General features: G+C 72.3%; 13 protein-coding genes and 1 tRNA gene. 7 read left to right on the top strand and 7 right to left on the bottom strand.

Annotation, left to right across the window (positions count from 1 at the left end):
* The first annotated feature begins 94 nt into the window (after positions 1-94).
* Positions 95-1,387, top strand: a complete 1,293-nt coding sequence (locus FED44_RS26440; protein WP_244302287.1) for a ThuA domain-containing protein — start codon at positions 95-97, stop codon at positions 1,385-1,387.
* A gap of 188 nt (positions 1,388-1,575) precedes the next feature.
* On the opposite strand, the gene FED44_RS26435 is transcribed toward FED44_RS26440, so the two are convergent.
* Positions 1,576-1,649, bottom strand: a tRNA-Pro gene (locus tag FED44_RS26435).
* An 89-nt stretch (positions 1,650-1,738) separates the two neighbouring features.
* Between FED44_RS26435 and FED44_RS26430 the strand changes: the two genes are divergently transcribed.
* A complete protein-coding gene (locus FED44_RS26430; protein ID WP_111700663.1) occupies positions 1,739-2,185 on the top strand; it encodes a hypothetical protein in 447 nt (148 codons plus the stop codon).
* A 96-nt stretch (positions 2,186-2,281) separates the two neighbouring features.
* Here FED44_RS26430 and FED44_RS26425 read toward each other — a convergent pair whose 3' ends face one another.
* On the bottom strand, positions 2,282-2,623 hold the full coding sequence (locus FED44_RS26425) for a DUF6458 family protein (RefSeq protein ID WP_111700664.1): 342 nt from the start codon (positions 2,621-2,623) through the stop codon (positions 2,282-2,284).
* A gap of 118 nt (positions 2,624-2,741) precedes the next feature.
* Here FED44_RS26425 and FED44_RS26420 point away from each other — a divergent pair, with 118 nt between their 5' ends.
* The 5 genes from FED44_RS26420 to FED44_RS26400 all read left to right on the top strand — a co-directional run bounded on the left by FED44_RS26420 (position 2,742) and on the right by FED44_RS26400 (position 8,634).
* A complete protein-coding gene (locus FED44_RS26420) occupies positions 2,742-3,443 on the top strand; it encodes a hypothetical protein (RefSeq protein ID WP_208759176.1) in 702 nt (233 codons plus the stop codon).
* The gene (locus FED44_RS26415; RefSeq protein WP_138462393.1) at positions 3,440-4,432 is read left to right on the top strand and encodes a hypothetical protein; all 993 of its coding nucleotides are present in this window, start codon (positions 3,440-3,442) and stop codon (positions 4,430-4,432) included. Before FED44_RS26420 ends, FED44_RS26415 begins: the two co-directional genes overlap by 4 nt.
* Positions 4,433-4,439: 7 nt before the next feature.
* Positions 4,440-4,634: a hypothetical protein gene (locus FED44_RS26410; RefSeq protein WP_111700666.1), complete on the top strand. Its 195-nt coding sequence runs from the start codon at positions 4,440-4,442 to the stop codon at positions 4,632-4,634.
* Positions 4,635-4,915: 281 nt separating this feature from the next.
* Positions 4,916-6,649 carry an ABC transporter ATP-binding protein gene (locus FED44_RS26405; protein ID WP_111700667.1) on the top strand — a complete coding sequence of 578 codons (1,734 nt, stop codon included), beginning with the start codon at positions 4,916-4,918 and terminating at the stop codon, positions 6,647-6,649.
* The gene (locus FED44_RS26400; protein ID WP_138462392.1) at positions 6,646-8,634 is read left to right on the top strand and encodes an ABC transporter ATP-binding protein; all 1,989 of its coding nucleotides are present in this window, start codon (positions 6,646-6,648) and stop codon (positions 8,632-8,634) included. Before FED44_RS26405 ends, FED44_RS26400 begins: the two co-directional genes overlap by 4 nt.
* A 53-nt stretch (positions 8,635-8,687) precedes the next feature.
* On the opposite strand, the gene FED44_RS26395 is transcribed toward FED44_RS26400, so the two are convergent.
* From FED44_RS26395 to FED44_RS26375, 5 genes are read right to left on the bottom strand one after another with little or no spacing between them, the layout of a single operon-like run.
* Positions 8,688-9,956 (bottom strand): MFS transporter, encoded by a 1,269-nt coding sequence (locus tag FED44_RS26395; RefSeq protein WP_138462391.1) that lies wholly within the window; start codon positions 9,954-9,956, stop codon positions 8,688-8,690.
* Positions 9,953-11,284, bottom strand: a complete 1,332-nt coding sequence (locus FED44_RS26390; protein ID WP_187406020.1) for a glycosyltransferase — start codon at positions 11,282-11,284, stop codon at positions 9,953-9,955. Before FED44_RS26390 ends, FED44_RS26395 begins: the two co-directional genes overlap by 4 nt.
* The gene (locus tag FED44_RS26385; RefSeq protein ID WP_316246863.1) at positions 11,281-13,071 is read right to left on the bottom strand and encodes a prolyl oligopeptidase family serine peptidase; all 1,791 of its coding nucleotides are present in this window, start codon (positions 13,069-13,071) and stop codon (positions 11,281-11,283) included. The genes FED44_RS26390 and FED44_RS26385 overlap by 4 nt, the downstream gene beginning before the upstream one ends.
* Positions 13,068-13,538 carry a prolyl oligopeptidase family protein gene (locus FED44_RS38325; protein ID WP_138462389.1) on the bottom strand — a complete coding sequence of 157 codons (471 nt, stop codon included), beginning with the start codon at positions 13,536-13,538 and terminating at the stop codon, positions 13,068-13,070. Before FED44_RS38325 ends, FED44_RS26385 begins: the two co-directional genes overlap by 4 nt.
* Positions 13,535-13,837, bottom strand: coding sequence for a hypothetical protein (locus tag FED44_RS26375; protein ID WP_138462388.1), 303 nt, complete (start codon positions 13,835-13,837; stop codon positions 13,535-13,537). Before FED44_RS26375 ends, FED44_RS38325 begins: the two co-directional genes overlap by 4 nt.
* Between the last annotated feature and the right edge of the window lie 33 nt (positions 13,838-13,870).

The raw sequence follows: 13,870 nt of genomic DNA, 5'->3' as shown, positions 1-13,870 counted from the left end.
CGGCACGGGCATCGGGACCTAGCGAACCCGCGCCACACTTATCCCGACGCGCACGGACCCCGCCCCCGGCTCGGGCGGAGTGGCTGTGCTGAACATGTACCTCGACGGCAAGCTGGTCCCGCCGTTGCCGGTGCAGACCTCCGGCCTGTCGCTCGGCGTGCACACGCTCGCGGTGCATCTCTCTGACGCTGCTTCCAACAGCGCGAAGTACACACAGACGTTCATCGTGACGACATCGTTCGCGGACGTCGGCACGCTGATCACCCGGTTCGTGACCGCCGGCAGCGTCCCGGCGGAGGTCGGCGCGGCGCTCCAAGCCAAGCTCGACCAGGCGAAGGCGCTCGCCGACGCCGGTTCGGCCAAGCGCGCGAGCCAGGTCCTGCACGAGTTCGTCTCGATCACCGGCGACCAGATCGCGCCCGGCTCGGCCCGCAGCACACTCGTGGGCGATGCGCGTTACCTGATCGACCAGCTCAACGGCCGGCTCGCGCCCGAGCCCGCGACGGGCCTCGAGTCTGAGCCCGCGGAGGGCCCGAAGTTCATCCCGGACCCGGTGCTCACCCCGCTCCCGCACAACCCGGACGCCGACTACCACGTCCTGGTCTTCTCCAAGACGACGGGCTTCCGGCACGACCACATCCCGCACACCGTGGCCGCGATCCAGAAGCTCGGCATCGCGAACAACTTCAACGTCGACGTCTACGACCCGCAACTCCCGACCGTCACGCTGCCCACGAGCCCGTTCCTGAGCCTCGACACGCTCAAGCAGTACGACACGATCGTCTTCGAGTCCAACGTCGGGCACCCGGGCCCGCTCAATCCGACCACCGAGCAGCCGAACTTCGAGGCCTACATGCACCAGGGCGGCGGCTATGTCGGCATCCACGGCGCCGCCGACTCGTTCGAGATCGGCACCTGGCCGTGGTACGGCGACCTCGTGGGTGGGTTCTTCACCAACCATCCGAACGGCCAGAACGGGTTCGGCCAGTGCGGCAGCTGCATCCACACCGAGGTGGTGACCGAGGACAACACGCACCCGGCGACCGCGCATCTCCCTTACCGGTGGATGACTGTCGACGAGCTCTACAACTTCGATCGCAACATGCGGGCCGACGTGCACACGCTGCTGAGCCTCAACGAGGACAGCTACCAGCGCAGCCTCAACAGCGGCAACGCGGCCACCAACCCGCTGCGGCTGATGAACGGCGACCATCCGATCGCCTGGTGCCAGAACTGGAACGGTGGCAAGGCGTTCTCGAACATCCTCGGCCACTTCCGGACGCAGTACTACGACGACTCGTTCATGCGGATCATCCTCGGCGGGATCGAGACGACCGCCGACCCACGGGCGCCAACTGCTCGTCCTACCGCGAGACCAGCCTGCTGATCGAGGCCGACCGAGCCCCCGGGCTGCCGGGGAGGCGGCGGCTGCGACCGGAGCCGGATTCGGCAGGGATTCAGGCCGACTGACACCCGGTTCCGTGTCATCGACGACAGTTACTCAGTTGGTCACCCAGCAACAGAAAAGGGCCCGTCTCACTGAAGAGATCTAGGCCCTGAACTGCTAAAAATCTGTCGGGACGGCGGGATTTGAACCCACGACCCCTTGACCCCCAGTCAAGTGCGCTGCCAAACTGCGCTACGTCCCGTGGCCCGGTCACCCGGGCACATGCAAACCTTAGCGCAGTTTCCGGCTGTGTGCGTACATGACCGGCCGGGTGCGCCTAGGCTGGTGATCATGTCGAGGAAGACGCGCATCGACCAGGAGGAGCTCGCACGGCTGGCCGCTGAGGGATGGACGAACGCACGCCTCGCCGACCACTTCGGCGTGACCGAGTCGGGCATCCTGCAGGCGAAGCGGGCAGCGGGGCTGTCGAAGCGCATGACGGACCACAGCCGCGCCCTGCCGTGGACGCTCCGGCGTCAGCACAGCCAGAGCGGCCCCGCCACCAACCTGCGCAATCTCTCCGCCGTGGCCCAGGGCCGCCATATCCCTGCGGACAAGCTCAACACCGCCGTACGGTGGGCCAGCCGGCTCGTCGGCAACGGACTCGACATCGCCTACGACCCCGAGCAGGGCTTCCACGAGGTGCCCGCCGGAGCCGACTCCCACATCGCCCGGGTTCTCGCCGAGGCCCGCCGCGCCACCGAGCAGGCCCAGGAAGCGTCGGGCCAGACCCGCTGAGCGATCGGCCGGACCCGGGAGGCGGGGACCAGGCCGGCAAGGGACCGTGACATCCGTGCGTTCATGCACGCGTCCCGACAGGTCCTCGCGTACGGCTCACACGCCGTCGCGCGGAAGGGGTGTGGTCTCCTCGCGCACGTGGACGCGGCGCTCCCCCGGGTGGACGGTGCTGTGCGTCTCTGTCTCGCGCACGTGGGTGGTGTGCGGCTCGGCGGCCGGATCCACGGTGTACATCGTGTCCGGCTCGATGGTCTCCACCGTCTCCTCGGCCACCCGCGGCCGGCGGGTGTAGCGACTGGTGAGCACCATTCCGGCGATGCCCACGAGCATGAGAATCCACCCGATCATCTGCAGGTCGATTCCAGGAACGTCCCATTTGACGGCGAACGCGAGAACCGCGCCGACCGCGATGAAGGCGAGACTGGCCCCGAAGCCCATGGCAACCTCCTCTGCTGGTCAACGGCCCTTTACCCGCAGAATCCGCGATTACGCAATGCGTGAAGCGCGTATTCCCGGGCAGTGCGGATGAACAACGCACTCACCCCTGGAGGCAGATATGACCGCCGTAGCATGGGTGGCCGTCGCGATCGTCGCCGTGCTGGTGATCCTGGCAGTCGGCTACCTGGTGTCCGCGCGCAACCGCCGGCGCCACCTGCAGGACCGCTTCGGCCCCGAATACGACCGCGCCGTACGGGAGAGCGACAGCCGCAAGGAGGCCGAGCAGGAGCTGCGCGCCCGTGAGGAGCGCCACGCCGAGCTGGACATCCGCCCGCTCGACCCGCAGACCCGGAACGAGTACTCGCGGAAGTGGACCGACGTGCAGGAGCACTTCGTCGACGCTCCCGGGTTCGCCGTGACGGAGGCGGACGCCCTGGTCACCGCGGTCATGGCGGAGCGCGGCTACCCCACCGACGACTTCGAGCAGCGGCTGAGCGACCTGTCGGTGGCCCACGCGACCACGCTGGACCACTACCGCAACGCTCACGAGATCAGCAGCCGGGCCGCCCGCCAGGACGCCACCACCGAGGAGCTTCGTCAGGCGATGGTCCACTACCGGGCGCTCTTCCAGGAGCTTCTCGGCGACGGCGCCGACGTCCCTGTCGACGGCCGCGCGAACGGCCACGTCGACACCCGTGTGAACGGCCACAGGGACGGCGCCGCGGGGAACGGCACCGCCCACACGACCGACGAGTACGACGACTACGACGGCGTCCGGGTGAACGGCCGCCGGACCGACGTGCGGAATGCGGGGCGATGACCATGCGGACGAACCGGTACGACCAGCGTGGCGAGATCACCGAGCAGCGCGACGAGATCACCGAGCAGCCGACTCCCGAGACCCCCGAACCCCTGGAGGAGGAGGCCCGCCGCGAACGGGCTCTCGATGACGCCAGGCGGGACGAGCACGAGGGTCCCGGCCCGGTCTACGCGCCCAGCGACGCCTACGTCGCCGGCTACCGGGACGGCTCGGTCCAGGACACCACCGGCGACTCCGCGTACGGCGACGGCACGGTGCGGGACCCCGTCGACGACCCTGACTACGCGAACCATGCGGACAGGGACGAAGCGGACCGCGCCGACGACCGCTACCGGGACGCGCACGGCCGGGCGGGCGACGACGTCCTCACGTCGTCCGACGAGTCGCTCCGTGACTCACACCATGACTCACACCGCGACTCGCGCCGGGACGGCGTCGCGGGCGACGTCCTCGTCGCGGGCACCCCGGCCGGGTACGAGCCCGCCGGCTACTCCACCGCCGACGGCGACCACACGGCCGGAGCCCACGAAGACCGGCGGAGTCACGACGACGTGGACCACGGCGTCACCGGCGACGTGACCACCCCCGGCGCGGACCGGGACGCCCTGACGCCCACGGGCACCGCCGCCGACGGGCCGGTGGCCTACCCCACCGGCACCACCTCGGACGGCACCACCCCGGACACCGCCGGAACCCTCGACGGACCGGTGGCCTACCCCGCAGCGACCACGAACGCCTCCGGCACGGCGGCCGTTCTGGACGACGCGCTGGAAAGCCGGTGGCGGGAGATCAAGTCGGGATTCGTCGACGATCCCCGTCAGTCGGTCGAGCAGGCGGACGCGCTGGTGGAGGAGGCCCTGTCGGCCTTCACCTCCCGTCGTGAGGCACTGCTCGGCCAGTGGAAGGACAACGAGCGGGGCGACACCGAGGCGCTGCGCCTGGCCCTGCACGAGTACCGCACGTTACTTGCCCAGTTGACCCGGAAGTGAGGTAACAATGCTCGCCATCGCCGCGGCGGTCGTCTTCGGGATCGCCTTCCTCCTCGACCTCCTCAACGCGAGTATCGGCATCGGCATGACCGCGCTGATCGCCCTCGGCCTGTGCCTGCTCGCCCTGCACCAGGCCGGCGTCGGCACCGCGGGCGTCAACTCCTGGCGCGGCGGCTGGCGCGGCGGACGCGTCCGCCGCTGACCCGGGCGCCCACCCCTGGCCATTCCCCTGTGAAGGATTCGGCGGGTCTCGCGGGAGACGCTCCCGCGAGACCCGCCGGGAATCCGGTGGGTGACGGCCGGCCCGGACCTCGACAGCGCCCCGTCCGACAGCTCCCGGACGGCCCCGCCTCCTCGGCCGACGAGCGATGGCCCTGTTCGCCCCCGCCGAAAAACCAGGCGTTAGCGAGCTAGCTGCTCATATACCGTGTTGCGCATGATTGCGCCCCTCCCGCGCCGCATCCCCCGTCTCGGACCAGAGCCGTGCTGAACCGGCTGCTCCGCGCATACCTGCGGCCCTACTCGCCGGCACTCACGGCGGTCGTGCTGTTCCAGCTCGTCGGCACCATCGCCTCCCTCTACCTGCCGAGCCTGAACGCCGACATCATCGACCACGGGGTGGCCACCGGCGACACCGGTTACATCCTGGCCACCGGCGGCTGGATGCTGACCGTGTCCCTCGTGCAGATCGCCTGCTCGATCGCGGCGGTCTACTACGGCGCCCGGGTGGCGGCCGGGTTCGGCCGGGACGTCCGATCGGCGGTCTTCCACCGCGTGAGCGGCTTCTCCGCCCGGGAGGTCTCCCAGTTCGGCGCCCCCTCGCTGATCACCCGAAACACCAACGACGTGCAGCAGATCCAGATGCTCGTGGTGATGACCTGCACGATGCTGGTGGCCGCGCCCATCATGGGAGTCGGCGGCATCATCATGGCCCTGCGTCAGGACGTCGGGCTGTCGTGGCTCATGCTGATCTGCGTCCCGGTGCTGCTGGTCTCGATCGGTTCGATCGTCTTCCGCATGGTCCCGCAGTTCCGCGCGATGCAGACCCGGATCGACACCGTCAACCAGGTGCTCCGTGAGCAGCTCTCCGGCATCCGCGTGGTGCGGGCCTTCGTCCGGGAGCGTGAGGAGACCCGCCGCTTCGCCGAGGCGAACGACGCGTTGACGGGGACGGCGCTGCGTGTCGGGCGGCTGACCGCGCTCATCTTCCCCACCGTGATGCTGATACTCAACGCCTCCAGCGTCGCGGTGCTGTGGTTCGGCGCCGCCCGGGTGGACGGCGGCGAGATGCAGGTGGGCGCCCTCACCGCGTTCCTCATGTACCTGATGCAGATCCTCATGGCGATGATGATGGCCACCTTCATCTCGATCATGATCCCGCGGGCCGCGGTCTGCGCGGAGCGGGTCGCCGAGGTGCTGGACACCGAGTCGTCGGTGCGTCCGCCCGAGCGGCCCGTACGGCACGTGGACCGCAGGGCCGAGCTGGAGTTGCGTGATGTCGAGTTCCGTTATCCGGGCGCGGCGGCACCGGTGTTGTCCGGTGTCTCCTTCCGGGTGACGGCGGGACGGACCACCGCCGTCGTCGGCAGCACCGGATCGGGGAAGACGACCCTGGTCTCCCTGGTGCCCCGGCTGTTCGACGTGACCTCCGGCGCCGTGCTGATCGACGGCGCCGACGTACGCGACCTCGACCCGCGGATGCTCTGGACGCGCATCGGCCTGGTGCCGCAGAAGCCGTACCTGTTCACCGGCACGGTCGCGAGCAACCTGCGCTACGGCAAGCCGGACGCCACCGACGAGGAGCTGTGGGAGGCTCTGGAGGTCGCCCAGGCCCGCGACTTCGTCGAGGCGATGCCCGAGGGCCTGCAGGCGCCGATCTCCCAGGGCGGCACGAACGTGTCCGGCGGGCAGCGGCAGCGCCTGTCCATCGCCCGCGCGCTGGTCGCCAAACCGGAGATCTACCTGTTCGACGACTCGTTCTCGGCTCTCGACCTCACCACCGACGCCCGGCTGCGCGCCGCGCTGCGCCCGTACACGGCCGGCGCGGCGGTGGTGATCGTCGCCCAGCGGGTCTCCACCATCGCCGACGCCGACGAGATCATCGTCCTGGACGACGGCGTCGTCGCCGGTGTCGGCACCCATGACGAGCTGCTCGGCTCCTGCCCGACGTACGTCGAGATCGTCGAGTCCCAACTGACCGCGGGGAGTGCGGCATGAGCGACCGGCCCACGGCACCCGTACGACCGCGACCGATGGGAGGCGGTGGTTTCGGGCCCTTCGGCGGCGGTCAGATGCCGGCGGAGAAGTCGCTCGACTTCGGCCCCTCCGCCCGGCGGCTGCTGCGGCGGCTGAGCCCGGAACGGCCGAGGATCCTGGCCGTCATCGGCCTCGCGGTGGTCAGCGTGGCGTTCTCCGTCATCGGCCCGAAGCTGCTCGGCCGCGCGACGGACGTGATCTTCAGCGGTGTGATCGGCGCCCGGCTGCCCGCGGGGGCGACCAAGGAGCAGACCGTGCGGGCGCTGCGCGCCTCGGGCCACGGCGACTTCGCCGACATGCTCGCGGGGATGGACGTCGTGCCCGGTCACGGCATCGACTTCGGCGCGCTCGCCACGGTCCTCACGTGGGTCCTGGGGCTCTACGTGGCGGCGTCGCTGTTCATGTGGCTGCAGGGCCGGCTGCTGAACGACGTGACGCAGCGCACGGTGTTCCGCCTCCGGGCCGACGTCGAGGACAAACTGCACCGGCTTCCGCTGAAGTTCTTCGACGGTCAGCCGCGCGGCGAGCTCCTCAGCCGGGTCACCAACGACATCGACAACGTGTCCCAGACCCTGCAGCAGACGCTGAGCCAGTTGCTGACCTCGCTGCTCACCCTGGTCGGCGTGCTGGTCATGATGTTCCTGATCTCGCCGCTGCTCGCGGTGATCGCCCTCGTGACGATCCCGGTCACGATGATCGTCACCGGGCGGATCGCCAAGCGCTCGCAGAAGCAGTTCGTCGCCCAGTGGGCGCACACCGGCACGATGAACGCCCACATCGAGGAGGCGTTCACCGGTCACGAGCTGGTGCGGGTCTTCGGGCGGGGCCCGGAGGTCGAGGAGGTGTTCCGGGAGCGGAACGAGGCCCTGTACAAGGCGAGCTTCGGCGCCCAGTTCATCTCCGGGATCATCATGCCGACGATGATGTTCATCGGGAACCTGAACTACGTCGCCATCGCGGTCGTCGGCGCCGTGCGGGTCGCCGGCGGGTCCATGAGCCTCGGCGACGTCCAGGCCTTCATCCAGTACTCCCGGCAGTTCACCCAGCCGCTGACCCAGGTCGCCTCGATGGCCAACCTGCTGCAGTCGGGGGTGGCCTCCGCCGAGCGGGTCTTCGAGCTGCTGGACGCCGAGGAGCAGGAGCCCGACCCCGCCGCCCCGGTGCTGCCCGGCACCCGGCGGGGACGCGTCGAGTTCGAGCACGTGTCCTTCAGGTACGACCCCGAGCAGCCCCTCATCGAGGATCTCTCGCTGGTGGCCGAGCCCGGGCACACGATCGCGATCGTCGGCCCGACCGGCGCGGGGAAGACCACGCTGGTCAACCTGATCATGCGCTTCTACGAGCTGGACGCGGGCCGCATCACTCTCGACGGCGCCGACATCACCGCGATGCGCCGCCACGACCTGCGCGCCCAGATCGGCATGGTGCTTCAGGACACCTGGCTGTTCGGCGGGACGATCCGCGACAACATCGCCTACGGCGACCCCCGGGCCACCGACGAGGAGATCCAGGCGGCGGCGCGGGCGACGTACGTCGACCGGTTCGTCCGCACCCTGCCCGACGGGTACGACACCGTGATCGACGAGGAGGGCGGCAACGTCAGCGCCGGCGAGAAGCAGCTGATCACCATCGCCCGCGCCTTCCTCGCCAACCCGTCCCTGCTCATCCTGGACGAGGCCACCAGCTCGGTCGACACCCGCACCGAGGTCCTGGTGCAGCACGCGATGGCCGCGCTGCGCAGCGACAGGACGAGTTTCGTCATCGCCCATCGGCTGTCCACCATCCGCGACGCCGACCTCATCCTGGTGATGGAGGCGGGGAGCATCGTCGAGCACGGCACCCACGACGAGCTGCTCGCCGCCCGGGGCGCCTACCACCGGCTGTACTCCGCGCAGTTCGCCGGCGCCCTGGCCGGTGACGACGCCACCGCCGCCGAAGTGGGGTGACCGGTCCCGGCGCGCTCCGCGCCTCACATCACCGCTCGGCCACCGGTTCGCGGTCAGGCATGGCGGGCTCGGCGGGCACGGGCGCCTCGACCGGCACGGCCGCCTCCGGGGCGCCTTCGAGCCCCGCGCAGCGTGGCGCTCGTCGCGGCCAGGGCGCAGCACACGACGAGCGCGCCGCCGATGGCGAGCAGCGCGCCGACGCCGCCGGCACGGTCCGCCAGGACCCCACCCAGCAACGGCCCGAGCGGGGCGAGGCCCATGGTCGCCACCCGGAGGAGCGAGGTCAGCCGGCCCATCATCGCGTCCGGGACGAGCGTCGCCACGAGGACGCGCAGAACCACGTTGAGCGCCGGAGCCGCGATCATCGCCAGGATGAGCGGGACCGCCGGCCAGTAGGCGCCGAACGGGAGGGTGGTCGCGCAGACGGCGAGCGCGAACACGCCGACCACCACCAGCATCAGCTTGCCGGGCGGCAGCAGGGCGCCGATCTTCGCAGACAGGGCGGCGCCGAGCAGACCGCCCAGCCCCAGGCCCGCGAGAACCATCCCGGTCACCGCGGGGTCACCGCCGCGGGAGCCGACCAGCACGACCACCGGTAGCAGCAGCGCGTTGGCGGCGAGGTTGGAGACCAGGGAGAAGGTCAGCCCCGCCCGCAGCGCGGGACGGCGCCACAGCCAGCGGGCCGCCTCCGCGATGTCCGCCCGCATCCGGGTCCTGCCGGAGCTCTCGACGTTCCCGGGCCGTCGCGGGACCCCGGCCAGCAGCACGCACACCATGGAGACCACGTAGGTGACCGCGTCCACGGCGAAGGGGACGACCCGGCCCAGGCCGAACAGGAGCCCGCCGAGCGGCGGCCCCGCGAGGACCGTCGCGTGGCCGCGCGCCTCGTCCTGCGCGTACGCCGACATGAGCCGGCTCGCGGGGACGACCGCGCGGATCGCCGCGTCGCGGGCGGGCCGGAAGAACGCGTCCGCGGCCCCGTTGGTCATGGCCACGGCGATCAGGTGCTCCATCGTCACCCGGTCGGCGAGGACCGCCGCCGCGAGGGTGGCCAGAGCCACCGCCCGCACCCCCTCGCTGCAGAGCAGGATCCGGCGCCGGTCCCACCGGTCCACCCACACCCCCGCGGGAAGCGAGACGAGGATCCCGGTGGCGATGCGGCAGGCGGCGGTGAGCCCGGCCAGCGCGGCGGAGCCGGTGACGGCCAGGATCAGCAGCGGCAGGGCGAGCCCGGTCAGCGAGGAGCCCAGCTCCGACGTCACCGAGCCCAGCCACAGGAACTGGAACCGCAGGTTGCGCCGCAGGGGCGGGGGTTCGCTCATGGGCCACCTCTGCCGGTGCCGACATCGACGGGAGCATCGAGGGCGGGAGTCCACGCGCCGCCCCGGACAGGTACGGGCACAGTGAACGCGACGCCGGTTGGGACCGCGCCGGAATGCGCGGCACCAGGCGCGGCACCGGTATGCGCGGCACCGGTATGCGCGACCGCCCGCGCCGACGAGGCGGCGGCGACCACCGCGTCGGCGGCGGCCGCGGCGCCGCCTGAGGCGTTCAGGCGCGCGCCGAGCGCCCGCACGCGCTCGCCCAGCCCGCCCGCGTACGCGGTGCCGAGCTCCGCGACGCCGTCGCCCGCCGGGCCCGGGCCCGGGGGAAACCCGACCGCCACCCCGGCCCGTACGCACGCCTCGGACAGCAGCGGCTGCTCCGAGCCGATCGGCGCGACGGCCAGGGGCCTTTCCCGCATGAGCGCGGCGAGGACCGGAGACGAGGTGCCGTTCGTCAGCACCAGGTCCGACATCTCGATCAGGGGGCCCATCCAGGGTTCGTGCACCACGACGACGTCCGCCTCCGGGGCGGGCCGCGGCTCGCCGGAACGGCCCCGCTCGACCACCGCCTGGAACGGGCCTCCGGTGAACGTCGTGTTCAGCCGGGGCCACATGCTCTCCCCGCCGAACACCCGGCCCAGATGCACGTACACGACGGGTTTGCCGATCCGGCGCACCCGCGCGGCCAGCCGGTGCAGCGCGGCCGGGTCGGCGGCGGGCTCCCACGGGCACGGCCCCACGTGGCGCACACCCTCGGGCAGCTCCGCCCCCGGATGCTCCAGCGCCGGGTCGCCGCGGAGCAGCAGGCCCGAACCGATCAGCGGGAGGTCCCGCCGGCGGTCCCGGCGGGGCGGCAGCCCGGCCCGCTCCCGCGCGAGGTCATATCGGCGCAGCAGCTCCAGCAGCCGCTGCTCCCGCATGGCGGCGCGCCCGTGCCGCTCCCCCTCGCCACCCCGGCCGTACGTCCGCAGGTGGGCCGCGAAGCCCAGCACCACCACCGGCAGGTCGAGCGCCTCGGCGGCGAGGAGCGCGCCGTGGCACAGGATCGAGGTGACCAGCGCGTCGGCCCGGACCTCGCGGGCCGCGCGGACCACGGCCCGATACTGGGCGGCGCCGGTCTCCCCCCACCAGGCGACCGAGAAGGCGCGGGCTCCGCCGTACTCGTGCGCGTCCAGCGCGGCGAAGCCCGCCTCGCCCACGACGCCGGCCGCACCGGGCCGGACGAGGGGGAAGACGGCGTGCCCGCGCCGGTGGAGCCGCCGGCCGACCGCGAGGGCGGGGTAGAGGTAGCCGGCATCGCTGAACGGGCAGAGGAGGATGTTCACGGCAGGCCCACCGGGTCGAGGCCGCAGTGCCGCGCGAGGAAGGCGACGACGTCGGCGAGCAGCCCGAGCTTCGCCGACACCGACCTGGCGCCGTGGCCGACGCCCCGGTCCAGCCGCTGCAGCACGGGGCCCGGACCGGCCGACGCGTGCTGCAGCAGCGCGCACATCTTGCGCGAGTGGCCCGGGTCCACCCGGGTGTCGCCGTCGGCGACGGCGAACAGCACCGGCGGGTACGGCAGGCCCTCGCGCACCCGGTGGTAGGGCGAGTAGGCCAGCAGCGCGCGGAACTCCCCGGGGTCGCGCACGGTGCCGTACTCCGCCCGCCAGCTCGGGCCCATGCCCAGCCGCTCGTAGGCGAGCATGTCCAGCAGCGGCGAGACGCAGACGACCGCGGCGTACTTGTCCGGATGCTGGGTGAGCGCCGCGGCGGCGAGCAGGCCCCCGTTGGACTCCCCCAGGACGCCGAGGCGGTCGGGGGCGGTCCAGCCCTGCCCGATCAGCAGGTCGGTGGCGGCGTCGAAGTCGTCGAAGACGTTCTGCTTGCGTACGCCCGTCCCGGCGCGGTGCCACTCCTCGCCCTCCTCTCCCCCGCCGCGCAGGCACGCGATCGCGTAGACCCCGCCGGCCCGGACCCAGGCCAGCGCCTGCGGCGTGTAGGCGGGGGTCATGGAGGTGCCGAAACCGCCGTACCCGGTGAGGATCGCCGGGCGCCTGCGGTCCGGCACGCCGTGCGGCGAGAGGACGAACATCCGCACCATGACGCCGTCCCGGGACGGGAACGCGACCTGCGTGGTCGTCACCGAACCCGGCTCCGGCGACGAGAGAGGGGCCGCGCGATAGGCCGCGGGAGAACCCGGGACGGACGCCGGGGAGACACCCGGCGCACCAGACGGTGCCCGCGAGGGAGAGGCCGTGACGGGCGCCGCCGGGCACGGCCAGACCTCCAGCGTCCCCGTACGGGCGTCGTAGCGCAGCACCGTCGGCGGCGTGACGTGGTCGTGGTAGCCGAACCACACCTCGTGCCCTCCCTCGGGCCGCGTGGCGAACCGGCCGATGGTGCCCCTGCCCGGCAGCGGCACCTCGGCCAGTTCCCGGCCGTCGGCGAGGTCGTGCAGGGTGATCTCGGACACGGCGTGACGGGTCCACGAGACCAGCGCGAGCGGACGCGGCAGCGCCGGGCCGCGCAGCGGCGCGAAGTCCTCCAGCACCGCGTCCGGCCGCTCCGGGATGAGCGTGCGCCACCGTTCCGCGCCGGTCGCGGCGCCGGCGGTGCCGGGGGCGGTGGCGGCGGGCGTGGTCACCACGATCCGTCCCCGGGGGGCGTCCAGATCCGTACGCAGCCAGATCGGGTCGCCGGGCGCCGTGCCCGGCGCGATGCACAGCCTGCCGCGGGCCGGGGTCCCCGTCCGCACGGCGCGCAGCCGGGGCTGGCCGGGGGCGCCGTCCAAGCCGTCCACGTCTGTCAGGTCGGCCAGCCAAAGATCGGTCGCGGGACGGGTGCCGACGGCCGACGAGACGCTCAGCCAGCGGCCGTCCGATGTGACGGCGACGGTGTGGAAGCTCGTCTTCTCCCGGCCCTCGCCGAAGACGAGGACGTCGTCGTCCGGGTCGGCGCCCACCCGGTGCAGGAAGACCCGCCGGTGGTAGCGCTCCTCCCCCGGATTCAGGCGGGGATGCAGCCGGCGCACGTAGTAGTAGGCCCGGCCGCCCGGCAGCCACGCGACCGGGGTCCGCCGCACCCGGTCGACGGGGCCGTCGACCACGGCGCCGGTGGCGACGTCGATCACCCGGAGCGCGCAGTCCTCCATGCCATGCCGGCGGCGGACACCTGGAAGGCGAGCAGGTCGCCCTCGACGGAGGGATGCCACGCCTCCAGCACCGTGCGCCCGCCGGGGTCCAGGGCGAGCGGGTCCACCAGGGGCCGTACGGCGCCGTGTTCGGCGACCAGCAGCACCGGGTGTTCCGCGCCGGGCTCCCTGTGGGTGAAGAAGACGCGGTCACCGCGGGGGCGGGGCACCGACGACAGCGGGAACGCGTGCAGGCGGGCCAGCGCCACCTGCCACTTCTCCAGGTGCGGCCACGCGGCCCGCTCGGCGTCGTACAGCGCGTCCTGGGCCGCGACCCACGCGCGGGTCCGCTCGTCGCCCGAGTCCTCCAGCCAGCGGTACGGGTCCACCACCACGTGACCGTGGAACACCTCGGTCCGGTCCTCCCGGGGAGCCGTGGGGTACTCCCCCGTACGGCCCTCGGTCATGCCCGCAGCCGGTCGGTCGCGCGGAGGTGGTCGAGGTGCGCCGCGTCCACCCGGTCGCGGAACCCCGCCGCCGCCCGCGTGTCGTCGGCCCGCCCGTACGTGTCCTCGCAGGTGAACCAGCGGTCGTCGGTCCGCTCGCGGGGCAGGTAGCCGTCGCGGGCCGTGCCCACCCGCCACTCGGGCCTGCCCGCGGTGGTCCAGGAGCTGTACAGCGCGCCGTCGGGGTTGACGACCGCGCCGTACTTGCCGTCCCGGTAGGAGCACGCTTTGCAGGGCCGCCGGACGCGGGGACGAGGCACGGCGAAGCCGAGGTCGATCCGCTCGTGAGCGGC

Origin of the sequence: Microbispora triticiradicis (genome assembly GCF_005864065.1) — a bacterium.
Taxonomy (GTDB): Bacteria; Actinomycetota; Actinomycetes; order Streptosporangiales; family Streptosporangiaceae; genus Microbispora; species Microbispora triticiradicis.
This window is presented reverse-complemented; position numbering and strand designations above follow the sequence as displayed.